The organism is Caballeronia udeis, assembly GCF_001544555.2.
In the GTDB taxonomy this organism is placed as follows: Bacteria; Pseudomonadota; Gammaproteobacteria; order Burkholderiales; family Burkholderiaceae; genus Caballeronia; species Caballeronia udeis.
Genome location: NZ_FCOK02000022.1, coordinates 52,039 through 76,161, shown reverse-complemented (window position 1 = coordinate 76,161; position 24,123 = coordinate 52,039). Strand labels below are relative to the sequence as shown.

The 24,123-nt window shown below is 57.5% G+C and carries 19 protein-coding genes and 1 pseudogene; 9 read left to right on the top strand and 11 right to left on the bottom strand.

Going from position 1 to position 24,123, the window contains the following annotated elements; genetic code table 11:
- The first annotated feature begins 95 nt into the window (after nt 1-95).
- Nucleotides 96-1,208: a lactonase family protein gene (locus AWB69_RS17585; protein ID WP_062086971.1), complete on the top strand. Its 1,113-nt coding sequence runs from the start codon at nt 96-98 to the stop codon at nt 1,206-1,208.
- Nucleotides 1,209-1,622: 414 nt separating this feature from the next.
- On the opposite strand, the gene AWB69_RS17580 is transcribed toward AWB69_RS17585, so the two are convergent.
- From AWB69_RS17580 to AWB69_RS17565, 4 genes are all read right to left on the bottom strand, one after another.
- On the bottom strand, nt 1,623-2,789 hold the full coding sequence (locus tag AWB69_RS17580; protein WP_156528883.1) for a porin: 1,167 nt from the start codon (nt 2,787-2,789) through the stop codon (nt 1,623-1,625).
- Nucleotides 2,790-2,891: 102 nt separating this feature from the next.
- Nucleotides 2,892-4,166, bottom strand: coding sequence for an MFS transporter (locus tag AWB69_RS17575; RefSeq protein ID WP_062086969.1), 1,275 nt, complete (start codon nt 4,164-4,166; stop codon nt 2,892-2,894).
- A 469-nt stretch (nt 4,167-4,635) separates the two neighbouring features.
- Nucleotides 4,636-5,625 (bottom strand): alpha/beta hydrolase, encoded by a 990-nt coding sequence (locus AWB69_RS17570; protein ID WP_231937150.1) that lies wholly within the window; start codon nt 5,623-5,625, stop codon nt 4,636-4,638.
- A 16-nt stretch (nt 5,626-5,641) separates the two neighbouring features.
- Nucleotides 5,642-6,529 carry an amidohydrolase family protein gene (locus AWB69_RS17565; RefSeq protein ID WP_062086967.1) on the bottom strand — a complete coding sequence of 296 codons (888 nt, stop codon included), beginning with the start codon at nt 6,527-6,529 and terminating at the stop codon, nt 5,642-5,644.
- 133 nt (nt 6,530-6,662) lie between these two features.
- Here AWB69_RS17565 and AWB69_RS17560 point away from each other — a divergent pair, with 133 nt between their 5' ends.
- On the top strand, nt 6,663-7,562 hold the full coding sequence (locus AWB69_RS17560) for a LysR family transcriptional regulator (protein ID WP_062086965.1): 900 nt from the start codon (nt 6,663-6,665) through the stop codon (nt 7,560-7,562).
- A 693-nt stretch (nt 7,563-8,255) separates the two neighbouring features.
- Here AWB69_RS17560 and AWB69_RS17555 read toward each other — a convergent pair.
- A complete protein-coding gene (locus AWB69_RS17555; RefSeq protein ID WP_062086963.1) occupies nt 8,256-8,822 on the bottom strand; it encodes a TetR/AcrR family transcriptional regulator in 567 nt (188 codons plus the stop codon).
- A 528-nt stretch (nt 8,823-9,350) separates the two neighbouring features.
- Between AWB69_RS17555 and AWB69_RS17550 the strand changes: the two genes are divergently transcribed.
- Both AWB69_RS17550 and AWB69_RS48705 read left to right on the top strand, forming a co-directional pair.
- Complete coding sequence (locus tag AWB69_RS17550; protein ID WP_062086961.1) at nt 9,351-10,214, top strand: SDR family NAD(P)-dependent oxidoreductase; 864 nt, start codon at nt 9,351-9,353, stop codon at nt 10,212-10,214.
- Nucleotides 10,215-10,243: 29 nt separating this feature from the next.
- Nucleotides 10,244-10,394 (top strand): annotated as a pseudogene (locus AWB69_RS48705) (IS6 family transposase); the annotation flags it as partial.
- Between the two features lie 101 nt (nt 10,395-10,495).
- Here AWB69_RS48705 and AWB69_RS17545 read toward each other — a convergent pair.
- Together AWB69_RS17545 and AWB69_RS17540 are read right to left on the bottom strand one after the other, a co-directional pair.
- On the bottom strand, nt 10,496-11,326 hold the full coding sequence (locus AWB69_RS17545) for a pirin family protein (protein WP_062086959.1): 831 nt from the start codon (nt 11,324-11,326) through the stop codon (nt 10,496-10,498).
- On the bottom strand, nt 11,323-11,907 hold the full coding sequence (locus AWB69_RS17540; protein ID WP_062086957.1) for an NADPH-dependent FMN reductase: 585 nt from the start codon (nt 11,905-11,907) through the stop codon (nt 11,323-11,325). The genes AWB69_RS17545 and AWB69_RS17540 overlap by 4 nt, the downstream gene beginning before the upstream one ends.
- Nucleotides 11,908-12,057: 150 nt before the next feature.
- On the opposite strand from AWB69_RS17540, the gene AWB69_RS17535 reads away from it, so the two are divergent.
- Nucleotides 12,058-12,984: a LysR family transcriptional regulator gene (locus tag AWB69_RS17535; protein ID WP_062086955.1), complete on the top strand. Its 927-nt coding sequence runs from the start codon at nt 12,058-12,060 to the stop codon at nt 12,982-12,984.
- A 180-nt stretch (nt 12,985-13,164) separates the two neighbouring features.
- On the opposite strand, the gene AWB69_RS17530 is transcribed toward AWB69_RS17535, so the two are convergent.
- From AWB69_RS17530 to AWB69_RS17520, 3 genes are all read right to left on the bottom strand, one after another.
- Nucleotides 13,165-14,085: a helix-turn-helix transcriptional regulator gene (locus AWB69_RS17530; RefSeq protein ID WP_062086953.1), complete on the bottom strand. Its 921-nt coding sequence runs from the start codon at nt 14,083-14,085 to the stop codon at nt 13,165-13,167.
- A gap of 77 nt (nt 14,086-14,162) precedes the next feature.
- Nucleotides 14,163-15,665, bottom strand: a complete 1,503-nt coding sequence (locus AWB69_RS17525; protein WP_062086950.1) for a DUF6537 domain-containing protein — start codon at nt 15,663-15,665, stop codon at nt 14,163-14,165.
- A 4-nt stretch (nt 15,666-15,669) separates the two neighbouring features.
- Nucleotides 15,670-17,817 carry a thiamine pyrophosphate-dependent enzyme gene (locus tag AWB69_RS17520; RefSeq protein ID WP_062086948.1) on the bottom strand — a complete coding sequence of 716 codons (2,148 nt, stop codon included), beginning with the start codon at nt 17,815-17,817 and terminating at the stop codon, nt 15,670-15,672.
- A gap of 300 nt (nt 17,818-18,117) precedes the next feature.
- Here AWB69_RS17520 and AWB69_RS17515 point away from each other — a divergent pair, with 300 nt between their 5' ends.
- Nucleotides 18,118-18,999 (top strand): LysR family transcriptional regulator, encoded by an 882-nt coding sequence (locus AWB69_RS17515; RefSeq protein WP_062086946.1) that lies wholly within the window; start codon nt 18,118-18,120, stop codon nt 18,997-18,999.
- A gap of 154 nt (nt 19,000-19,153) precedes the next feature.
- On the opposite strand, the gene AWB69_RS17510 is transcribed toward AWB69_RS17515, so the two are convergent.
- Complete coding sequence (locus AWB69_RS17510) at nt 19,154-20,461, bottom strand: MFS transporter (protein WP_062086944.1); 1,308 nt, start codon at nt 20,459-20,461, stop codon at nt 19,154-19,156.
- Nucleotides 20,462-20,785: 324 nt separating this feature from the next.
- Here AWB69_RS17510 and AWB69_RS17505 point away from each other — a divergent pair, with 324 nt between their 5' ends.
- The 3 genes from AWB69_RS17505 (at nt 20,786) to AWB69_RS17495 (ending at nt 24,050) form a co-directional block, all read left to right on the top strand.
- A complete protein-coding gene (locus tag AWB69_RS17505; protein WP_156528882.1) occupies nt 20,786-21,688 on the top strand; it encodes a hypothetical protein in 903 nt (300 codons plus the stop codon).
- Nucleotides 21,689-21,955: 267 nt separating this feature from the next.
- Complete coding sequence (locus AWB69_RS17500) at nt 21,956-23,059, top strand: porin (RefSeq protein ID WP_062086939.1); 1,104 nt, start codon at nt 21,956-21,958, stop codon at nt 23,057-23,059.
- Between the two features lie 121 nt (nt 23,060-23,180).
- Entirely contained in the window at nt 23,181-24,050 is an 870-nt protein-coding gene (locus AWB69_RS17495) for an isocitrate lyase/PEP mutase family protein (protein ID WP_197500266.1), read from the top strand.
- Nucleotides 24,051-24,123: the final 73 nt, after the last annotated feature.

The window sequence follows — 24,123 nt, the reverse complement described above, 5'->3', positions numbered from 1 at the left end:
GAAAAAGCGGGCCATGCTCGGCCGTTATGGTCCGCCGCACGATTCCCCGGTACCGGTCATAGACCGCACCTTCACGCCAAACATCTTCCTATCCAATGACGACCACAACGCTCGTGTTTGTTGGTTGTATCAATCGCGCAGTGCCGTATTTCGTCAGCGCTAACGGCCGAGGCGTCGCGACCTTCCGTCTCGACGATGCCACAGGCAAGCTCACGCCGCTCACGGAAAACGCCGATGTCCCCAACCCCTCGTATCTCACGATACTTCCGCACCGCCACCTGCTCTTCGCAACCAGCGAAGTGTTCGGCTGCGCCGAGGGAAGCGTGAGCGCGTATCGAATAACTGCTGCAACGGGTGAGCTTACGCTGCTCAATGTGCAAGCGACACGCGGCAGCCTGAGCGCACATTGCAACACTGACAGGGATGGCCAGTGCGTGCTCGTCGCGAACTATGGTCACGCGGTTGCAAACGAGATACCGGGGCGGCATGTCGCGAGTTTTCCGATCCTTGAAAATGGGGAGATAGGGCCTGCAAGAAGTGCATTTTCTCATCGGGGACGGGGGCCGGATGAAGCCCGGCAAAGCTTGCCGCACGCGCATTGCGTGATGCCCAGTCCAGACAACCGTTTCGCCGTGGTGACGGATCTCGGCACAGATGAATTGGTCACGTACCAGCTCGATGCTGCTGCCGGCTGCCTGACCCGAGTGGATGGCTCCCCCGTCAAGCTGCCACCCGGTTCCGGTCCACGGCATGCCGTCTTTCATCCAAACGGCGTCCTGGTGTACGTTATCAATGAACTGAATACCACTATCGGCCGGTTTGATTATTCGCCGCAGGACGGCACATTGCGCCTGCTCGATGTAGTGCCCGCGCTTCCGGACCATGCCACCCCAAGCCATTCTGCGGCACTGCAGATCGCGGCGGACGGGCGTTTCCTCTACGGGTCGTTCCGGGGCGACGACAGCATTGCCTGCTATCCACTCGGTCCCGACGGTCGCGTTCTTCCTCCCACCATTCAAAGTAGCGGTGGCAAGACTCCGCGCAGCTTCACACTGTCGCCATCGGGGAGATTCCTGCTCGTGGCGAATCAGGACAGCGACTTGCTCGTGTCGTTTCGCATCGATCCGTTGACGGGCCAGCTCGGCGAGCAAGTCGATGCGGCCCAGGTCGGAACACCGACGTGCGTCCAAGCCGCGAGCTTCGGTTGATTAAAAAAATCGACGTTATCAGACCGGGGCAGTGATCTTCAGATCAAGAGACCACGCGTGCGGTGTTCGCGTTTTCGTCTTGTTTGACGGCTGTCCTTGCCCGATCGTCACCCCGGTCACTGACTTTGACAAAGACGTGCTCGACACCATCCAATAGGGAATCTCGGCTTTGGCCGCCGGATGGCTGCGCCATTGTCCATTCAGGTTGGCAGGAGACGCTTGCGATGACAATAGGTCGTGTAGTGTTAGCGGTAAGTTTTAAAGTAATCCTAATGAATGTATGCGTTAGCAGGAGTTCTGTCCAAACCGGCAAATCGACAACGCATTTGCCGCTGACACAGTACGTCTAAGAGGTGAATCGGCGCGATCAAACGATCCTGCCAACGATGTTGACGCGCTATCTCGCGTCGTCGATTAAAACTTGTGACGAATGCCCGCGATCGTCAGCAACTGGCTCGATGTCGACGACGGGGTAAGGAAATTCATCGCCGCCACCGCTTGACCACCGGTTGAATCGGTGCCGCTCGCATGCTGATATACGCCGGTAAGGAACAGATCCGTGCGCCTTGACAGGAAGTAGTCGGCACCAAGCATAACCTGTTGGTACTGCACGTCATGGACGCCATACCCTTTGGTGTAGTCGTACGCGATACCGAGCAGAAGACTGGTCGTGAGTTGATACTTGAAGTTGGCTTCGGCATTGTGGAAGCGTTCGCTGCCCGAATAATGCAATGGATCCAACGTGGCCGCATTCACTTGCCCGAGATCCTTGAAGCCAGTATTCGTATAGGTCGCACCAAGTGTTGCACCGCCAAATACATATGAGCCGCCGACCGAGACCACATCCTGAGTGCCCGCTGACGCATAGCCGCTATAGACGGGGGAGCCAGTCATATTCGAGGCAGTCGCGCTCGACAACGCGTTGTTGCCGAAAAACGAAAAGTTCGGATCCTTCACGTGTAGATAACCAGCACCCAGTGTGAGGGGGCCCATGGCATAGCCAGCGCCGACCGACCAGATCTGATTGCGGCTGAAATCGCCGGACACGCCGCCGAAACTGTAAAGCGCGCCGACTGAGAATCCCGCGATTACCGGACTCGTATATTTGATCGCGTTATTCACACGGTTTGAGTTGTTCAGATTGTCGAGATCGCCAGGATGCGCGCCATAGTAGGTTGCCCATTGACTGCCTGCTTCCAGTGGACCGGTGAAATCAACGACCGAGTCGTATTGCCGTCCGAGCGTGACGCTACCGAGCCGCGACGATGAGAGGCCGACGTAGGCTTGGCGCCCGAATTCGTCGCCGCTCTGACCGAGGCGTCCATTGAACACGTTGAAACCGCTATCGAGCACGAACATGGCGTTGAGGCCACTGCCGAGGTCTTCGTTACCGCGCAAGCCCCATCGGCTGCCTTGCAGATTGCCGCTGCTCATCGTATACAGCTTGCCGCCGGCCGCATTGTTTACGTAGGCGAATCCTGCATCAATGATTCCGTAAAGCGTAACTGTAGTTTGAGCGTGTGATGCTGCTGACAACGAGGCCGCCACAGCAGCAACCATGCAACGCGTGATCCTTTTCATGATATCTCCAAGGAAATTTTATAATTATCAGCATACTGATTAACACGATGAAAAAATCTCACCTTTCTTGCGGGTCTGTTCAGGTTAACATTCGTTTTGATCTCATCGGGCACCAAGCCTCTTTCCAGCGGTAAGCGCAAAGAGACTCAGAATTCCAACCGCGCTCAAATAAAATCCTGGCGCCATTGGGTTCCCAGTTTTTGTGATCATCCAGTTGACTACGACAGGCGTGATTCCACCAAAGAAAGTTTGAGACGCAACATAGCTGATCGATACGCAGGTTGTGCGGCGGCTTGCTGGGTAAAGTTGCGTGAGTACGGACCCGACTGGCGAGTAATAAAAACTGAAAAACACGAAGCTCATCGTTCCCTGGGTAAGTGCCAGCGTCGCGGCGGACGGATGCATATTGAGAAATAGGAACATCGGGTACGCTATTGCTATACCAACGATCATTGCAATGCGCATGACCCGCACTGCGCCGACGCGATCTGCTAACGCACCAGCGATGAGAGGAAAAAAGGCGCTCACCAATCCTCCGGTAATTCCACCAATAAACGCTGCCGAAGCCGGTAAGTGAAGATGAGTCATCGCATAGGTCGGCATATATATATTGACGTAACTTGCGACGGTACCTCCCGCTACAATCATAGCGCCCACAAGCAGACTCCATTTATCATCCCGCAGGGCATGTCGTAACGGAGACTCATTCGGTGTTTTCGAGAACTCCGGTGACTCATCAATATTCTTACGAATATAATATGTAACCGGGGCAATGATTAGGCCGAAGAGAAATGGTAGACGCCATCCCCAAGACTCAAAATTTTCGTGGGACATGCTGTTATTCAAAACATAGGCGAATGCCGACGACATCAAGATGGCAATACCCACGGTGGAGAACTGCAGACTAGCGTAAAACCCCTTTCGCTTCGGATTCTGTTCCGTCAGATAAGTATTTGCGCTACCAAACTCTCCTCCTGCAGAAAATCCTTGTATGAGTCGGGCAACTACAAGAAGAATAGGCGCAGCCAATCCGATAGTTTCATAGTTAGGAAGAACTCCGGTAATCAACGTTCCAATTGCCATTAGGCCACCCGAAAGTACGAGTGCTGGGCGCCTACCAGCCTTGTCTGCATAATTTCCAATGATAACCGCGCCTAGTGGACGGATTACATAAGCTGAAGCATAAGTTAACAGTCCGAGTAATAGCGAGATTTTTTTATCACTCACCGGGAAAAATTGATGAGAAAGGGTTACCGTGAAAGTCGCGTATATCCCCAAATCATACCACTCGAATAACGTTCCGATCGTCGCGGCAATAACTTCTCTTAACCTAGGTTTAGCACCTGAAAACTGAATCGTTGACATTTTCGCATGCATGTCTCGCCTCTCCTTTAGCCCAGAACATTTCTATCAATAAATCGATACAGTTTGATGAGCGATTCCGATCCACGCATCAACCTCTTTCGTTTGATTTCTTAACGAGCAACGATGCATGTACCGGCCACGTTTGGCTCCGATTCTTTTCCTACCTCGTGCCGAAATATGTGTTTCCCGGCAACTCACCGGTGACCCCTTTTCACCAGACAGAGGCGCTGACGCCGACCATTTGCGCCACCTTTCTTCACGAATCGGTAAAATCTTTTCCCTTAAGCTCTTCTTAATGAATGTTGCATCTATTAATGCGTAGACTGCATGTGCTGACGATCCAAAATCTGAAGCCTATCTTTGCCCAGCAGCGTCCGCTGACACTAGTGGTTGCTCGTCACGAAACTATTTCGCAGCCAAATCTGTCGCACGACTCAACGCTTTTGTCGACAACTCAATAGCGGCTACGGTAATGGATCGACTACGTTTCGTTTGCTTCATTCGCGCCTTGGGTCTTTGTGATAAGGGGGTACGGGATCTGAGCCTGCATCCACGAAACCACCTGGAGAACGTAGATCGGGCAGGTCGGGTGCTGCGGGTCAATCCAATCAAGGTGACCTGCCCCTTGCACTTCAATGAGTTGCTTGGGTTGTTGCGCGAGGGTGTAGAGCTTGCGGACATGCTCAAAGGGGAACTCGTGGTCTTCAGTGGAGTGGATCACGAGCAGCGGACGTGGTGCGATCAGGTGCACTTGGGCATCGGGGAAAAATTCGTACAGGGCTTCCATCGACTCTAGACTGATTTCGTCCGGAATACCCAGTTTTACCGAATCAGCCGCGCGCTCTGCCCCTACCACGGTGGCCAAGCTATCAAACCAGCTTTGACGCTGATTGACCGTCTCGGTCCTCTGATCAGGCGCTCCCCGTACATTAGCGCGAGGGATCTTTCTGGAACTGCCTTCGAAAACGCGGCGCACCCGATCTTCGCGAATTTCCTTTTGACGTTCCTGCCACTGGTTTTCGGTCAACCCAACCTTCCCATAATCGCGGCCATTAGCAACTCCACTGGCGCACACGACCGCCTTAATACGATCATCCCGTGCAGCCGCACACACCGCCACGCCGCCGCCCAGTCCCCATCCGAGCACACCCACGGATTGCGCGTCCACTTCAGGTTGCTGTTGCAAAAAGGTGATGGCATGGCTGACGTCTCGTACTTCTTCCTGAGGAATGATGTTTCCGGGCGAACCTTGGCTTTCACCCAGATTGCGGTAGTCGAAACTCATGCAGATGTAGCCTGCCGCCAGAAAGTGGGGCGTCCATCTCGATGGAACCCATTCTTTTATGGCGAAACGACCGTGGCAAATCAATATAGCCGGTCTTTTCTGCCCTGCCCGATAATCATCGGGAAACATCAGCGTGCCCGCCAGACGAATTCCATCACTGAAAAATTTGACCTTCTTTTCTGTCACTTGTATCCCCAGTTTTTCAAAAATAAATATTCAATGGATTAATTGACAGGATTTTTTGGCGTATCGCAGCGTTAGGGCACCATACACACAGTCCATCGAGCAGATCGGCCGCGCTCGGCATACCGCTTTTCAGGCCCACATGTGGCCAGTCACTGCCCCATACCATACGTTCAGGTGCTGCTGCTATCAACTGTCCGGCAATGGATGCCACATCCGTGATATGTGAGCTGTAGCTGGACATACGGTAAGAACCCGAGAGCTTCACATATGTTTTACCGGAATCCAAATGCCTAAGCAGTAATTCAAAGCCTGGACACTCAATGCCGAGCTCATATGGAAAATGTCCCATGTGATCAAAAACAACGGGAATCGGGAGTTGACTGAGGCGCGCACTCAATTGAGACAAATTGCGGATATCGATCAATAGCTGCACATGCCATCCATAATCGGCCACAATAGCAGCAGTGCGCTCTAGGGACTGCATGTCAGCACCACCGGGGAAAAGTGCATTAATGCGAAACCCCCGAACTCCATTGGCGTGCAAGTGGGCAATTTCATTCTTGTCGACATCCGCCCTCAGGACCACCACCCCTCGCGTCCTTTCGGAATTTTCTCGCACGACACGAGTAATCAATGAATTGTCATTGCCATATACACTCGGCTGCACGATAACGCCATATTCCAATCCGAGCGTGTGCAAATGAGCCAGTAATGATTCGGCCATACTTTCAGGAGGTGTATACCCTCTTTCTGACTTTAATGGATACTCGGAAAATGGCCCAAAAACATGGACATGACAATCCCAAGAATGGGCGGGTAATTCGATTTTCCTTGGTGGCTGGCTGACTGGCGGAGCCAAACACTTATCGTGCCTATCGGCATCTGTGCTATAAATAATGGACATATCCGTCTGGGAGGGTTTCGAACCATTGTGACCCTCCGCACTACCACGCGGAAGTGAAGCCCCATCTATATCAGATATACGTCTTCTCTATGGGGAGTGCTCCATTCACTCACAGGTCCTTGCCGAAAGCACCATGGAGTTTCTTCAGCTGAAATATTTCGTTAGCGTGTGCGACGCAGGTAGTCTTAGCCGCGCCGCTGCCAGCCTGAACCTTACCCAGCCCACGATCAGCAGGCAAATCGCGATGCTGGAGGGAGATCTTGGACAGCGTCTGTTGGACCGAACCGGCAGAGGCGTGATCCCGACCGAGGCGGGGCGTGCACTGCTGCCTCATGCGCGAGCGATGTTAAGCCTCGCGCGCGATGCACGGGATGAGCTGCGGGAATTCCAATCCAGCCCCGCAGGCAAGGTAACCATAGGCTTGCCGCCGCGCATAGCTCGGGGCTTGACAATGCCGCTAGTGCAGCAGTACAGAAAACTCTTTCCCCGCGCATCCCTGTCGATCCAGGAAGGGTTGAGCGTCAATCTCCGGGAACTGCTGATTGGCGGACGGCTCGACGTTGCGTTGCTCTTCGATCCACAGCCGTCACCAGCTCTATCATTTGAGACCGTGCGTACGGAGCGCCTCTTCCTCGTGGCACCAGAACACCAGACCATCTCGAAACCCGTGACACTGCATACGCTGGCGCGATATTCCATGATCTTGCCTGCACCACCCAACGCATTGCGCGTGCTGATCGATTCAAAGTTGGCCGAGCATGGGATTCAATTCGATGTGATAGCCGAGGTGGGTGCGACCCAGACAATCATTCCCCTGGTGGCCAGGAGCATGGGCTGCACCATATTGCCGGAGGGCGCTATATTGGCATATGGGGTGCAGCCTGAGGTACAGATTGCGCTAATTGATTCACCCGTCATTCGTAGTTCGCTTGTTCTTGCTGCGCCTTTAGCGCGCCCCGCCACTACGCTCATCAATGCAGTCCTTCAGATACTGAAGCGCTCGACCGCCCCGGGAATCGTGGAGGCTGCTTAATTTAGGTTGATACCAGCACTGCAGCAGAATTGCTGAGTTACCACCAGTAGTTTGCCTCAGCTTCAGCGGGTGGATATAGCCGACCGGCTCCATCAATCGATTGTGGTTAAACCAGGCCACCGATTCCAGCATCGCCAGTTCGACAGCCTCGCGCGTCTTTCTGCAGTCGCATTATGGACCACCCGTCTCTTGCCAGTCATGGGCAGCATCTCTCCTCTAAGCAACGACTCCCTCTGTGCGCGCAGCCTAACTCCGTCGGTATTCCCGTGGCCTGGACATACTCCACTGTGCGCTATTGGTTCTCCCGGTCTCCGGCACGGGAATCCGATCGCCGGTCTCGGGAATCCTGATGACACCCATTCCCGTAGCGAACTGTTCGTCACACCTTCGCCGTGCACGTTGCCCGCACACTGTAATCCCGCGCAGAGATGAGTCATGACCAAGTCCACGAATCTTGCTGCCCGCGCGGCTAACGATCTGACATCCGCGCATCAAGGTCTCATACGCCGTCACGCCATTCATACCTCGCTGCGCTCGAACTGCACATCGAGCATCACATGCGTGAGTACCGTTGCGCACTTTGTATCGTGTAGCGCTGCCTTTATGTTTTTACGGGCGTTCTGCCATCATTGGTGAGGCACCGGGCAATAAGCGCGAAGAGTTCGCGGCACGGACGCAATGAACACAACATCCTCAACGCAATGCCTTCCAAAGCGCCTCGAATGCAGACAATGAAATCTCATCAGCACGTGCCGGATCGCGGATCATAAAGTCCATCGTCGTGGCGGCGAAGGACTCGACAATCGCTCCAGCGAAGGCCGGCGCTTGATCTCTTAGAGCCCCTTGACTCGCGACCTGTTGAACAAGGTTCACAGACCGATTGGCCGCGGTATAGCCAGCTAATTTGACCTCCTCAGGTATCAGATCCGATGCGCTGAGCTGGGCGAGTACGCGCCGCTTCTCCGCGTTCCTTGCGCCCCAGGCCGTCCAACGCGTCCACATGTGCAGCATCTGCGCCCGTTCGCCTATGGCGTCCGAGAAACCTTCGTCGACTGATTCGATCACCTCTGACTTGATCTCCAGATAGAGCTGATTGAGCAGGTCGTTCTTGGTGGGGAAATAGGTAAACAATGATCCGTTGGGTATATTGGCCTCTTTAGCGATCGCTGCCGTGGCAGCCCCAAGGCCTTCGCGCGCGATTAGTACGATCGCAGCGTCGATGATTGCCTGGCGCCTGCCTTCATTCTTTTGTCTGGCCATGATTAGGCGATTCTCCGACTCAATTAGATAACTATATGACCATTCATTTGTACGTGCGATGAATTGGCGTCACACGTTTTCCCGCAAAGACCATCTAAGCTTCTGCGCCTGTCGACATAGAATCCGATGCCACCGGATCGGCCTGCGGTTCTGCTGATTCCGGCGCCATACGGAGCATTGGCGCGCGGCGCGGACAGAAACCCTTACGTCGCGAACAGGTCAGGACTCCGCTATATGCCTGATTCGAGCCGGTCGTCACACAATGCAGGAAGAGCTTGACAATCGAAGCTAATTTTATCATTATAATACTTGTCTAGTCACTCATTTATTGGTTTCTTGTGTCCTGGTAACGACACACCGTGAATAATCTGATGAGAGCAGTTGCCCTTCTCAGACCGTCGAATCGGGCATCGAGGTGCAGAAACGTGCCGTGCGTTCGCTTTACGGTCCGTCCCCATGAAATCGATTTAATTTTCATCATTTTATGACTGTCTAGTCACCTATTTATGCACTTTAAGGAGCTGGAAAATGTCGAAAGTTTGGTTGATCACCGGAAGTGCAAGCGGTCTTGGCCGCCACATCGCTGAAGCGGCGCTCGAGGCAGGGCACAAGGTGCTGGCAACGGCACGCGATACGAACGCGCTGGCAGATCTCGTCGAGAGATACGGCGAGCGAGTGCGAACCGCATCGCTGGATGTGACGGACGAGTCGCAGGGCATCGCAGCAGTTCACTTGGCTGTCGAGGCGTTCGGGCGCATCGACGTGCTTGTCAACAATGCAGGCTACGGCGACACGCGACCGTTTGAGCAGGTTCCATCTGACGACTTTCGCATGCTTGTTGAAACCTGCTTCTTTGGGGTCGTCAACCTCACCCGCGCTGCACTGCCGGTGATGCGCCAACAACGCAGCGGGCACATCATTCAGATTTCCTCGGTTGGCGGACGCTTCGCTGTGCCGGGCAATGCGGCATATTTCGCCTCCAAGTGGGCAGTGGGTGGCTTTACCGAGGGCGTCGCGCTCGAAACTGCGCCCTTCGGCGTGAAGGTCACCGCACTAGAGCCGGGCGGGATGCGGACGAATTGGGGCAAACGTGCCAATGCAGATCGAGCCCCATTGCTGCCCGACTACGAGGCATCTGTCGGTGCAACCACGAAGATGTTGGAACAATACTGGGGTAACGAATCGTGCGATCCCGTCAAGGTCGCGCAGGTCGTGCTCAAGGTCGCGGAAGCGGAGACTTTGCCGCCACACATTCTTCTCGGAAGTGACGCGTTCCAGTTCGCTCGCCAAGCAGAGCAGGCACGAGGCGCCGCTGCGGATTGCTGGCGCGATTTCTCGGTGTCTACCGATATGGACGCCACAGGGCCGATTCCGGACGTGCCGGAAGCCTGAGTCAAGACGGCGCGATGAAGATCCTCACACCAATGCTGGGCTGCTTCAAGGACTTCCGTTGTGCGCGCATCATTTTGGGTGGTATCGAGACATGCACATGATCGCCAAGGGGCAGATGAAATCCCTCAGAAGAACCCCTTTGTCCGCGCCGCACAGCAATTCTATTTCCTGGTTCCATAAAACAGCGCATCCACCAGCAGGCTTCGTCCAACCGTGCTTTCTCATCGCGACAAAACCGTTGGTGCGCGGCTTTGAAGGCTGGGCCGGCCTGCTGGTGGCCATCAGAGTCGACCCTCGCGGACAAGGCCGGTCTTGATAGCATTGATGTGCGCCTCTCCATCCCGCAGGGCTGACGGGCTCGTATGGACAGAGTAGTAGCCCAGCACGAGGTCGTGCTCGTGTGGCGCCGCCGACCCGAGAACGAATTCGGCGTCGGTTAGCGCGGTGAATTCGACCGATTCGCTCGACGGTTCGAAAGCGGCGAGATCGCCGTGCCTCAGTTCGTCGGGAACCGACACGACACCCGATGCGATGGCGGTCCAAAGAACCGTGTGGCCCGCCGGCGGCTGGTAACGCCAATGCTCGCCGGCTTTCAGGCGCACTGCCAGATAGTTGATCGGCGAAGGGGATGCGATGGCGCTTGATGCGGACCCGTAGCTGCCCAGGAGGACTCGCGCCGGACCGTCTTCCGGCACATCCTCAGGGGACTGATAGATGGATACGGTCGGGCCCAATTCGAACTCCGGCGGTAACGCGATCCACAACTGGAAGCCGCGTGTCCGCCCTGCCTTGTCCAGACCGCCGCCGTGCCACATGCCGCGTCCAGCCTGCATCCATTCGATGCTGCCAGCCGGCAGTGTCCCCCTCGCGTTGTCCGGGTCGATATAGCTGACCGCACCTTCCATGATGTAGGTCAAGGTGGCGATACCCGAGTGGGGGTGCAGGCTGCCGTTGAACGGCGCGCCGTCATGGTCGACGAGGTCGAGAAACACGAAGGGCTTCAGAAACTCGCCCAGGTCGCCCGGACTCACAAGCCGCGTGATCGGCCCATGTGCGCTGCCGCGCGTGCGATGAACGATGGCGCGGATTTTCGTGGCGACGGCGGCGTTCATATGGCCTCTCTCGCGGTCTTAAGCGCCTTGGCCCACCAGGCCATGTCGTCGAGCAGCCCGATGGCAGCCTGCGCCAGGTGCGGGTAGTCGTCGAAGCTCTTGCCCTGCTGCCAGATGCCGAGGAATTCGACCATGCCGACGTGCACGGCGTTGCGCACCGGCGCCATCTGCAACTCGGTCGCCACCAGGCGTAGCTGCTCCACGGCACGTGCCGCGCCCACGCCGCCGTAGCCGACGAAGCCGATCGGCTTGCGGATGAATTCCTTGTAGGCGTAGTCCAGTGCGTTTTTCAGCACCGCGGTCGGGCCATGGTTGTATTCCGGCGTCACCACGATCAGCCCGTCCAGCGTGGCGAGCTTCGCGCCCCAGCGCTGCGCGGCCTCATTCTTCACCGGCGCGTAGATCGGCGACATCGGTTCGTTAAAGAAAGGCAGCGGGTGGTCGCGCAGGTCGATGAGCTCGAAGGCCAGGTCGGTGCGCTGCTGGGCGATCTCGTGAATCCACTGTGCCGGTTTTTCGCCGAAGCGGCCTTCGCGGGTCGAGCCGATAACGATGCCGATACGGGGTGTTTGTGAGCTCATGAGCTGTTCCTGAAAAAATGGATGAAAAAGGGTACCTGGCGCCGCTGAAGGGCTTTTCGGTCCAATGCTCACGAGTTTAGGATCGCATCAATTACTTTAATAGATAGCGTAGTAGTATTGAACTCATCCATATATAGAAGGAATAACCTCGTGTTCGACCTGAACGACATCGCCATGTTTGTGCAGGTGGTGCGCTGCGGCAGCTTTGCCGAGGCGGCCCGGCGGGTGGGCCTGCCGCCCAACACCGTGAGCCGGCGCATCCAGCATCTGGAGACCCAGCTGGGCACGCGGCTGATGCAACGCTCGACCCGCAAGCTCACGCTGACCAGCGCTGGCCAGGCCTTTCACGAGCGCTGCGCAGGCGCGGTCGACGGACTGCTCGAAGCAGGCCAGGAGTTGCTTATCGGTAGCCAGCAACCCAGTGGCCTGGTGCGCGTGGCGGCGCCTGCCGATTTCTTCGACTTCTTCCCGATGGAGTGGGTGGCCGAATTTCTGGCCGCACATCCGCTGGTGCGGCTTGACTTCGTGCTCAGTGATGCCAAAGCCGATCTGATTGCCGAGCAGATCGACGTCGCTTTTCGCGGCGGGCCGTTGAGCGACTCGGGCTACGTCGGCCGCCAGCTCCTCGGCACCCACTCCGATGGCATGGTGGCCAGCCCCGCCTACATTGCCGCGTGCGGCACACCCGGCACGCTGCAAGACCTGGCGAAGCACGGGTGCGTGATCTCCGCCCACCCCAGCGGCCGCGCCACGTGGCGCCTGGCCGGCCCCGATGGCGTGGAGGAGGAAGTGCAGGTCGCCGGCCGCTTCAGCGGCAACACTGCCCTGGCACTGCGCAGAGCCGCTGTGGCTGGCCTGGGCATCGCGCTGCTGCCGCCCACCATGGCCAGGCTCGACGTTCAGGCCGGCCTGCTCATGCCGGTGCTGCCGCAGTACCAGCGCACGAGCGGCGGCATGATCGTGCTGTATCCGAGCCGGCGGCACTTGCCGACCGCGGTGTCGGCGTTTATTGGGCTGGTGGTGGAAAAACTGAGTGCGGTGGAGGCGTTGCCAGAGCGCCGATCCGGGCAGACCTGACCGACCCGGAGACTCCCCGCCTATTTTTTCCGTGCTCAATAGGGCGTCCATTCCCGATTCCCCATTCCATTAACGCCGAGGATGACCGCTTTTCCACTTCGCTAGCGGTCGATCTGAAAAACCAGAGTTTAAGAAAAGCGACACGTACGTCCGCGTCAAGGTCCTGAACGACCCCACAACTCAATCCCGCGATGGCCGAGTGCCGTCGCCGGTGCTCGTCAGAATCAAATCACGCATACCGATATAGCACTCGGCCAATGTCTTGCCGCTCGTGTCGTATGAGATATCCGCACGATCGTAATGCGCCGAGCGGCTAGCGAGGATGGTCCGCAGGTCACTCATCGCTTCGCTCGTATCTTGCATCAGGCTCGGGGCAGCCTGGCCGATCACCCGCTTTATGTGATCCTCCGGCGTCGCACGCAGCCATACGGTGAAGCAGTGCGAGAGCAAGAAGTTGAGTGTCCGGGTCTCCGGCAAGAGCGCACATGGCGATGCAATGATCACCTTCGAATGGCGCTCCAGCACTTCTTTGAGTGCGCGATATTCATACCGGTGATAAGCGGTCGCTCCGTACAGCGCATGAATCTCCGAGGGCACGCATCCGGCGATTCGCTCGATTTCACTCGTGATCTCGATGAATGGCACCGATAGTTCGTCGGCCAACATCCTGCCCAGCGTCGATTTGCCAGCGCCACGCAGACCGACCAGCGCGATGCGACGATGACGGCCAGGGTCTGCCGGTACCGCGGCGAGCACGTGTTTGAGCGTGTCAAGAACGATCTGTAACGTAGCGGGTGGTTGATCGCACAGCAATTCTCGAATCTGCGCCCCTTGTGCCGAGCGGGTCAGCGGATCGCCGAGCAGGTTGACCAGCGGACTTCCGAGCGCCTGTGCGAGGCGCTCCAGCACGAGGATTGATGAATTGCCCGCACCCATTTCAAGATTTGCCAGATAGCGTTCGGACACGCTCGCTTGCCGCGCCAAATCACGCCGCGTCATGCCACGGCGAGCGCGTAACAGGCGAACCTGGATACCGAGGGCAACCAGTACCGGTTCCCTCGTCAACGTCTCCGCGATCCCATCATTCGGCAATGGATTCATTGAATTCTTGAGAAGCTGCCGCAGGCAAAGATAGCCGGTGCAGCTCCCATGACGTCATGCTCAAGATTTCGCAGCGTCTATGCCGCGCGCTTGTTGCGAACAAAGTTAATCGGCTTGAACGCTGGTTCCGGCACAGGCAACCCCAGCGCCTGAGCAAGCTTGCGTCCTTCTGGATCGGCTAGCGCCGCCTCCCTCGCCTGCTTGATGCGTGCGGCCAGTCCGCCGGCCTGGGTCAAATCCTGCCTGTCGACATCGGCGAGAATGGCCTGGAGATTCTTCCTGCCGCGTGCATGCGTCTGGCCATACCCCTTGACCAGATTGCCGGAGAGCGCCAGTTCATACGCAGCCTGCGTCAGCTTCGGCGTAGCCAGCAAGCGGCGGATGGCGTCGAGCCACTTAACGATCAACTCATGTTCGCTGCGAAAGCGCGATGTGTGGCGGCGAACGCGCCGCAGGCTGCGCAACGCGCATAACATCATGAAACCGGTCACGGTGTCCGTGCGGATATGCAGGCCGACATTGAGGGGCCTGCGCGTCAGCACCTTGCGTTGTGCAGCCCAGTGAGCAAGCCTCGGAGGGAGGACAGAGAGCATTTCTTCGAGGCCCGGCTTAAGGAACTCAGTCACCTTCACCACGTCCTCCGGTCGTGCCGACACTTCCTTTCGAACCTTCTCCAGCCGCGTGCGCCGTGTCTTCAGATCCGCCACGCGTATCACGTCTTCGTAGCTCATCCAGAGCGCAAGGAAACGTGCGGTTTCCCGCGTGACCGGGCACTCGGCAGGGCCGCCGCCCGCATCAATCTCAAAGTGCAATAACGACTCTACTGTCGAGCGATAGTCCCGGGCATAACGTTCGTCCTGATAGTCGGCAGTCAGGTCTGCGCCCGACTGGATCACCTCACGCAAGCCAGCCGGTAAAACTACGGCCCCGGCACCGTCTCCAGACGATCGAAGCGCCTCCTTGGCAACCGCATAACCTGCCGAGAATCCCTTGAGACTCGCCTCGACCGCCTTACCCGACGCGCGGATCGCCGCTTCACATGAATGCCGTGACAACGGCAGGACGCCAGTTCCGACCGCGGCACCGAACATCACTGTATTGATGACCGTACCGTTTCTCCAGGCCATTTCGCGCATGTCGAACAACACGCAAATCCGAGCCATGGTGCGCAGCGCGTCCAGTGCCTTGTGCGACTCGTAGCGACCGTCGGCCATGGCCATTTTTTCGGACACCGAATATTCACGATGAGTCGATGCGATCACCGCCGTTCGCTGCGAATGCACAAAGCCGTTCTGAACGATCCGGGCCGCCTCCACCAGCTCCGACGCCATCGCCACATCAACGTCACCGGGATTCGGCGTCAACGAGAAAACCGGCTGACGCCCGCCGAGCTCCGAACGTGGAACGGGATAGATCTCGATGTAATACGTCGTTGCGCCGGTGCGTTGCGCGACGCCGGGAATAGACGTGCTCTGCACCGGGAAATCATGCGCGTCCGCGGCACTGATGAGCCAGTCCGCCAGCACGCTGCCGCCTTCGCCGCCGAGCGCCGCGACGAGGATAGTGATGGGTTTTGTCATGGTCTCAGGCCGTCATCGAAAGTGAACGTGAGCTCGCCAACCGCTCGATTACGAACGCCCTGATTCGTGCGAGCATGCGTTCACCGAGCGCGGGATTCTGTACCACGTCGGCCTTGTAGAAAGACGGGCACAACACTGCGGCGTGCGAGACCTCGCCGCAGAGTCCGCAACCCACGCAGTTCTGATTGACGGTCGCAACGGGATCGGTGCGCAAGGCGCTCGGATTAGGCTTGATCGTCAGAGACGGGCAGCCGGACAAGCGGATGCATGAATGATCTCCAGTACACACGTCGTCATCAATACCAAAGCGGGTACGAACGACCCGCTTGCCTTGTTTCAGGCGCTTTGCAATGACCGGTTTGATGCGGCGCTGGCGCTCGAGCTGGCATTCGCCGTCCGCGATGATCACCTTCAGGCCGGGTGTGTTGGTGGTCATGGCATCGGTAAGGGCGTCGACCATGTGAGACACCTTATAGCTCGTCACCGTCTTGATCCAATCGACTCCAACGCTCTTGAGCGCCCTGGAGATATCCAGTGGCAACTGCACCGTTTCGCGGGCCTTGACGGAAGACGGAATGTTCTGCGTACCGGTCGCGGAGGTGTAGCCGTTCTTCATGATCAACAGCACGGAATCGTGCTTGTTATGGACCGCGTTGATCACGCCGCTGGTGAAGCCGTTATGCCAGAACCCGCCGTCGCCCATGATGCTGAGCACGCGAGTGTTCATCAAAGGTGCGATGCCTGACGAACTGGCTAATCCGAGTCCATAGCCAAGCACGGTGCTGCCGACGTTGAACGGTGGCAGCGTGCCGAACGTGTGGCAACCGATATCCGCGCTGACGTGAATCTGCCCGAGCGTCTCCTGAACGAGCTTGACCGCCGAGAACACCGGCCGCTCCGGACAACCGACGCAAAAACCGGGCGGCCGGTTCGGCACGGCGCCGTCGAGCAACCTGGCACCGCTTTCCCGCAGAGCGATAAGATCCGACGACACTTCGACCGAGCGCTGCAGGTCGATGCCTTCAGGGCTGGTCATCGTCAGGAAGGTGGTAATGCCACGCAACAGGACTTCGCCGGTGTATTCACCTGCCATCGGCAAGACGCTTTTTCCCAGGATCCGGGTCGATACACCGCTCTTGCGAAGGATCGCTTCGATCGCGTCCTCGATGTAATTGGGCTGTCCTTCTTCGACGATCAGCACGTCGGTCTTGCCCCTGCAGAACGTTATGATCTCGTCGGGCACAAGCGGATAGACGACATTGAGCACCTGCAACGGAACCTGGCTGTCGCCGAACGCATCGGCAAGTCCTAGTTGCTGAAGCGCACGCAATACGCCGTTATAAAGGCCGCCCTGCAGGATCACGCCGACCGACTGCGTGGACGAACCCTCGAAGGTCTCATTTAATTGGCGATCCCGAATGAAATTCACGGCCGCCGGCCAGCGCTGCTCGATCTTCTGCTTTTCGTGCGCATAGGTCGACGGAGGAAGGCAAATCTTGCCGTAGTCGAATTTCGCGCTTTCGATCAGATGCTTTCGGGAGATCACCGGAGCGCGATTATCCTTGCACGTGAATTCGCCGTGCACGTGACACGCGCGAATGCGCAACTGCAGCATGACCGGTGTGTTGCTCGCCTCCGACAATTCGAAACTCTGCTCGACCGCATCGACGATAGACGTGAGATTCGGCCGAGGATCAAGCAGCCACATTTGCGATTTCATCGCGAAGGCATGAGTCCGCTCCTGAATAATGCTGGAGCCTTCGCCATAGTCTTCACCGAGCACGACGACCGCTCCGCCGATCACGCCCGCCGACGCGAGATTCGACAAGGCATCCGAGGCAACGTTGGTGCCGACAGTTGACTTCCAGGTGACCGCTCCGCGCACCGGATGGTTGATCGACGCGCCAAGCATGGCGGCAGCGCCCGCTTCGGACGCGCTGTTCTCGAAGTAAATGCCGAGCTCGTCGAGCATGTCTCGCGCGTCGCCGAGCACATCGATCAAATGCGAGACTGGCGCACCCTGATAGCCGCCAATGTAGCTAACGCCAGATTGCAACAGCGCTTTTGTGACGGCAAGAATGCCCTCGCCGCGAAAAACTTCGCCCTTCCCCAGTGAAAGACTACGCACTTCTTCTTGAAACGAGCGTTCCACGTTTTCTCCTTGTATGGCGGACCGCCACCTCTTTCTTGCCGGGGTGGTGTCCTTATGTGCATACAAGGCTAACCGTGAAATCGAACGCCATCTAATCGAATGATTTTACGGTCCTCATAGATCTCATCGATAATAAGGGTATGCCCTGAAATAAGGGCTTTACTTGCTAGTTTGTGATCTCTTACGTGCTGCAAACGCGTTCGACTCTGATACCGTTATAGAGGCGGTCGATTCACCCATTTGCTTATCACCAACTGATCTGACAGACACGTGCTACCTACTAACATCGACCTGAATCTGGTGAAGGTTTTCCTCGCCATCTACGACGAGGGAAGCGTCACTCGCGCCGCGCAGCGCCTGTGCCTGACTCAGCCGACCGTCAGCTATTCACTTGCCAAACTAAGAGAGCTATTCGACGATCCGCTTTTTGAACGTACGCCAAGTGGCATGCGCCCAACGGAAAGCGGAGAACGAATCTATGGCGATTTCTGCGGCGCCCTGGCATTGGTCGAACACGCCGTCGACTCAAACAAGGTATTCGTTGCGGCGCAGTCGCAGCGCCGCTTCCGCGTGTCGATGTCCGATATAGGCGAACTGGTGTTTTTGCCTCCCTTGCTCGAGCGCCTCTCCGCCGAGGCTCCGCACGTCGCTCTCGAGGTCGTACCAACGGTAGTGGAAGCGATTCCCGAGATGCTTGCATCAGGACGGCTAGACGCTGCCATCGGAAACCTGGCAGGTGTCCGGCTCGGCAGCACAACGCGCACGACTCTGTTCAGAGAGCGGTATGTTTGCCTGCTAAGCAGGCACTCCGGTTCGATCGGCGATCAAATGACACTCGACGCATTCACCGCCGCGCGCCACGTCGTTGTCTCGTCGCCGTTTACCGGCCATCGAATGATCGAGGAGGCACTGCGAGAGCACGGCCTGGCCCAGCACATCAAAGCAAAGATCGCAAATTTCACCGGACTTCCCGGCTTGCTTGCCAGAACCAACCTCGTTGCCATAGTGCCGTCCCGAGTCGGAAAGGTCTTTCTCACTTACGGCCCTTTAAGGGTGCTGGAACTTCCGATCGAGATGCCCACGTTCGATGTAACTCTGCACTGGCACACGCGACAACATAATGTCGCGGCAACGGCATGGCTAAGAGACGTCATTCTGGAAACGCTGCACGAATCCAACTAGCGAATCCTACGCAGGTACGCGTGCAATTACGCCAATCCCTGCGCATGCATAATGCGGCTTAACGCGCGGAACCGGTACGGATAACTCTGGCGGAGCGGTACCGGTCGCGGCGGTTCACGCTCAAAGACGGATCGCCCCCCGGCTCGAACGCAGTTCACAAATGCGGCGTAAAGCGATGCACGAAAAATGATGCGGCTAGTGCCACGCAAGCGGTGCCGATCAGCACGAACGCAGGCGCCTCCAACGAATGACCACTCCGGAGAAGCAGTAGCGTAGCCATGATAGGCGTCAAGCCCTGAAACACTGCCAGACCGATGTTGTAGCAGAACGCAACGCCTGTGAAGCGCACACGGGTCGGGAACAGCTTTGCGAGCATCGCGACGAACGAGCTGTGCGTCATGCCCCCGAAAATTCCATACAGTATGAACAGCACCGTCAGGCTGACATGATGCGTCGCGAGCGCATGGAACATTGGCCATGCGCCAGCAGTCATGCACAAAGCGCCAAGCCTGAACATCCATTTTCTGGACGTGGCATCGGCGAGCGCGCCCATCCCAATCACGAAGATGGCCAGTGACGTGATGCCGACTCCAACGCCGGCCGCAGTTTCCGCGCCACTGTAGTGCAAAACCCGGATCAGGTACGCGGGCAGGTACGCCAGCAAGAACGCGTTATAGGTGCCGACCACGCTGATCATAGAGAGCGCTAGTACGATCTGCGGCTTGTAATCGCGCATGACCTCCGCAAATGGCGTCGTCTCGCGCACGACCTTGACCCTCTCGAACGCAGCCGATTCGCTCAGATAGCGTCGCGTCCAGAGGAAGACGAAACCCAATAAACCTCCGATCACAAACGCGACACGCCACGCGTAGAGCTCGGCGAGGCGCGCCGGCAGCAGAGTCTGCAGAAATACATTGACGGTCGACGCAAACACCGAGCCGGCGCAACCGATACCGAACAGGACGCCGCACGCCAGACCGAGCCGTTTTCCCGCTGATTCCGCCGCATAAGTAATCGCGCCCGCGACCTCGCCTCCAACACCGAAACCCTGAACCACCCGCAACAGAACGAAGCCGATTGTCGCGCCCATCCCGACGCTTTCGTAGGAAGGCATCAGGCCCATCGCAATGGTGGCCAACGAGACGACCAGCATGGAGACAAGGAATATCTTGCGTCGCCCGACGATGTCGCCGAAGTGCGCCATCACGAGGCCGCCGATCGGACGGACGAAATAGCCGCTCGCGTATACGGCAAAGGTGCTTGCAAGCGAAGTCACCGCATTTCCCGTCGGGAAGAATGCGGCCGAAATATACGAGGCAAAGAGCCCATACAGCAGGTAATCGTAGCCTTCGAGCGCACCCCCAAGGCTGGCAAGCACGATTACGCGAAGCGATTTGCCTCTGCCGTCCGTTTGCTCAACTTCCATTGCGGCGGCGGGAAGGACTCCCGTCAGTTTGTTCATGTCTCCCACCTATGTTCGGTTTTGTTCGTCGGACGATTATTCAAGCCTCGTCTAACCTGCCCTTATCGCCGGACGATTATAGCAATCACTGTCGGACGATAAATGGGGGTAAACCGCACCGTAAACCTTAGTGCAAATCAATATCTGTCCCTTATTTACCGAAATTTCCGGTATTTTGCCCTCACACTTGTCTTTTGATACTTCACAGAAAACGAAAATCACTTGAAAGTGTCCGACGATCAATATACGATTGTCCTACGCATTGAGAATGATCGCGGACAACAGGGCGACCAAAAATTCACCACTGCATCAGGAGCACCCAACATGAAAATCACGCACGCAAATGAAGTCGAATGGACCGCTGTGTCGAACCATCGCGGCGGCCAGATCGAATTCAAGACCTTACTAATCGGAACCGAGGGTGCACCGGACAACTACTACCTGAGCCTGTACAAAGCGTTTGCCGATTTTGTCGCACCTGTGCATCGCCACAACTTCGACCAGGTCCGCATGGGCATCAGTGGCAAGCTCAACTACGGCAGGCAGAAGGACATCCTGCCCGGTGAGATCGGATATTTTCCGGAGGGGCAGCACTACGGGCCGCAGGCGCAGGAGCCCAACGGCGACTGCGTCGGCCTGATCGTCCAGTTCGGCGGCGCAAGCGGTCATGGCTTCATGAGCCAGCGGCAGTTGCGCGAAGGCTTCAAGGCGCTCAGCCAGGTTGGCACCTTCATTGAGGGCACTTTTCATCGTGCCGAAGACGCGCGTGCAGCGCAAACGGCTCGCAATCGCGACGGCTATGAAGCGATCTGGGAGTCTGTCAATGGAAGGTCGATCCAATATGTGCAACCGCGCTATCGCGCGCCAATCCATCTGCAGCCGGACGGGTTCGCGTGGCAGGCCGCTACAGGCGGTAACAGGGGTGTCCTTCTCAAGCCGCTCGGCACGTTTACCGAGCGATCGATCGAACTCAGTCAACTCAAGCTGTCGAGCAGCGCTATCCATGACTTGCCGCTACGCGCCGGCATTCGCCTGCTTTACGTGCTGAGCGGCAGCGGCGCTTGCAACGGCAACGTGTGGACGGCGGGTACGGCGATCGAAATCGCGCCCGACGAAAACGTAAGTCTTATTGCGTTGGAGGAGTCAACGCTCTTCGTGCTCGGTCTGCCGATATTTTCACGGAACGATCATCCGGCAGCCCCTGCGCCACGCGAAGCACTCGCTTGATGCCTGAATCGACGTGCGGCCCAAGCGCGATCGGCACAGACGTTTTAAAAGTCGATCCCGACAAGCCACGATATGACCGCATGCTATTGCGAGCCACGTGAGCCGAGGCTTCCAGCCAATTTGCAGTTGCTGGAAAAACGATCGATAGAGGCAAGGCGGCCTGGTCGAGCAACAAGAGCGAAGCGTGAGGAGACGCATCGGTCACGACATGGCCACAGCACCGCCCGTCCAAACGGGCGCGACGTCAATAATATCCAAGGAGACCTTATGACTAAAAAGATGCTTTGTTGTGCGTTCCTATGTTGCGGATCGTCGGCGGCCTGGTCGCAATCGAGCGTCACGCTCTATGGCCTGCTGGACAATGGCGTGACCTATGTCACCAACGCAGGCGGCGGCCATCAGGCCCTCGAGCAATCGTCGATCATGCGCGGCAACCGCTGGGGTTTCGTAGGGCAAGAAGACCTCGGCGGCGGCCTCTCGGCAATTTTCAGGCTCGAAAGCGGTTTTAACGTCGAGAACGGCACTTCTGCTCAAGGTGGCCGCGAATTCGGCCGCCAGGCCTATGTGGGCTTGTCCAGCCCTTACGGCACGCTCACGCTCGGGCGCCAATACGATTTCATTGTCGAGTACGTCGGCGTGGTCGGCTCGTCAGCGCTGTTCAATACCGCATACGCGTTTCACATTGGCGATATTGACCGCGTATCTGGCGAGCGCTCGGACAGCGCGGTCAAATACGTGAGCCCCGACTACCACGGCCTGACATTCGGCGCAATGTACGCATTCGGCACCCAGAGCACTCCCGGCGCCACGGGCCGCACGGTGAGCTTTGGCGCGCGCTATCAGCAAGGCGGCTTTACCGCGGGGGCAGCTTATACAGCAGTCTATGAGCAGGTGATGCCGCTCGCCGCCTTCTTCGGCACCACTACCCTGTTTGGCCACAGTATCGGCACGATCAATCCGAAAACAGGGGCGATTGTCGCGGCTAACGTCAACGTCGATCGCACGCAGACGGTGGCCGTCGCGGCCAACTATCGCTGGGAGAAGTTTGGACTGTACGGGATGTTCACCGGCACCAACGTCCAGGTAGGCCAGAATTCCGGCGACTTTCTGACGTACGAAATGAGCGGCCAATACATGTTCACGCCGGCCTTCTCCGCGTCCGCTGGTTACGCGTACGAGACCTTCCAGGGCAAGAAATACGGCCTCGCGTCGGCAACGATCGACTACCGGCTCTCGAAGACGACGGATGTGTATCTAAGCGTTATCAACATGCATGCGTATAGCGGCACAGACGCCGATATTTTCGGACTCACGACCTCGACGTCGAACATGCAGTCATCGATCCGGGTGGGTTTAATGCACCTCTTCTAGACGATCTCGGGCACCGGTCCCTCTCAATACCGGCGAAGGTGCTCATCATCGTCTGCGCAAACTTGACGCGGTTCGACCGCAAATGCCCGATGCCGATTCGATATTCCATGAGGAACTCCCGATGAACGCTGTAGAAAACCTAAGACAGTTGCTGGTTGAGCCAACGACCCATTTCGTCCCCGCTTGCTATGACGCGATGTCGGCGAGGATGATGCGCAACGCTGGGTATCCGCTCACGTTTCTGAGCGGATACCAGGTGTCTGCGACCCGCCTCGGTCTCCCTGATACCGGGTATCTGACGCTATCCGAAATGACTGCACAGGTCCGCGATGTGACGACTCATTTGCCGGGATTTCCAGTGATCGTCGACGCGGACACGGGATATGGCAATGCGATGAACGTACGGCGCACGGTGATGGAACTTCGGAAAGCAGGCGCCGCCGGCCTCATGCTCGAAGATCAGGTGATGCCCAAGCGTTGCGGCCATATCGGCGCGAAAGCCGTCATTTCGCGCCCGGAGGCGGTGGCGAAGATCCGTGCCGCTGTCGACGCCCGGGAAACCTTGGGCGAAGACATCGTGATCCTCGCTCGCACGGATTCCCGCAGGCTGCTGGGCTTCGACGAAGCGATGCAGCGCTGTCTGGAATTTCAGGCCGCCGGCGCGGACATCGTCTTTATGGAAGCGTTGCAGGATATCGACGAGATGAAGGAGTTCGTCGAGCGCATGGACGTGCCGACATTGGGCAACAACTCGCGCGGCGGCGAGACCTATATGCGCTACCTCGACCGGCAAACGGTGCGCGAGATCGGCTTTCGCGTCGTCATCGACCCTTCGCTTCTTTATAGCGTCGCCGGTGCGATTCAAGCGCATCTGGCGGCACATCTGGCCGATGACGAGGCCGCGTACCCATCGCAAGTGTCGTTCGCGCAATTGAACGAGATCGTCGGCCTTTCGATGTTGAATGAGATCGAGCGGCGCTACGTCGATTGAGTACCGCGAATACCCACGCCTGGCGCCAGCGAATCGCCATGACAGAACAGCATGTCGGCCGGCTGCAGGCTAT

Excerpts from the sequence above, each read along its gene's own strand:
- AWB69_RS17585 (WP_062086971.1), top strand. The coding sequence starts at position 96 with ATGACGACCACAACGCTCGTGTTTGTTGGTTGTATCAATCGCGCAGTG.
- AWB69_RS17580 (WP_156528883.1), bottom strand. The coding sequence starts at position 2,789 with ATGAAAAGGATCACGCGTTGCATGGTTGCTGCTGTGGCGGCCTCGTTG.
- AWB69_RS17575 (WP_062086969.1), bottom strand. The coding sequence starts at position 4,166 with ATGCATGCGAAAATGTCAACGATTCAGTTTTCAGGTGCTAAACCTAGG.
- AWB69_RS17565 (WP_062086967.1), bottom strand. The coding sequence starts at position 6,529 with ATGTCCATTATTTATAGCACAGATGCCGATAGGCACGATAAGTGTTTG.
- AWB69_RS17560 (WP_062086965.1), top strand. The coding sequence starts at position 6,663 with ATGGAGTTTCTTCAGCTGAAATATTTCGTTAGCGTGTGCGACGCAGGT.
- AWB69_RS17555 (WP_062086963.1), bottom strand. The coding sequence starts at position 8,822 with ATGGCCAGACAAAAGAATGAAGGCAGGCGCCAGGCAATCATCGACGCT.
- AWB69_RS17550 (WP_062086961.1), top strand. The coding sequence starts at position 9,351 with ATGTCGAAAGTTTGGTTGATCACCGGAAGTGCAAGCGGTCTTGGCCGC.
- AWB69_RS17545 (WP_062086959.1), bottom strand. The coding sequence starts at position 11,326 with ATGAACGCCGCCGTCGCCACGAAAATCCGCGCCATCGTTCATCGCACG.
- AWB69_RS17540 (WP_062086957.1), bottom strand. The coding sequence starts at position 11,907 with ATGAGCTCACAAACACCCCGTATCGGCATCGTTATCGGCTCGACCCGC.
- AWB69_RS17530 (WP_062086953.1), bottom strand. The coding sequence starts at position 14,085 with ATGAATCCATTGCCGAATGATGGGATCGCGGAGACGTTGACGAGGGAA.
- AWB69_RS17525 (WP_062086950.1), bottom strand. The coding sequence starts at position 15,665 with ATGACAAAACCCATCACTATCCTCGTCGCGGCGCTCGGCGGCGAAGGC.
- AWB69_RS17510 (WP_062086944.1), bottom strand. The coding sequence starts at position 20,461 with ATGAACAAACTGACGGGAGTCCTTCCCGCCGCCGCAATGGAAGTTGAG.
- AWB69_RS17505 (WP_156528882.1), top strand. The coding sequence starts at position 20,786 with ATGAAAATCACGCACGCAAATGAAGTCGAATGGACCGCTGTGTCGAAC.
- AWB69_RS17500 (WP_062086939.1), top strand. The coding sequence starts at position 21,956 with ATGACTAAAAAGATGCTTTGTTGTGCGTTCCTATGTTGCGGATCGTCG.
- AWB69_RS17495 (WP_197500266.1), top strand. The coding sequence starts at position 23,181 with ATGAACGCTGTAGAAAACCTAAGACAGTTGCTGGTTGAGCCAACGACC.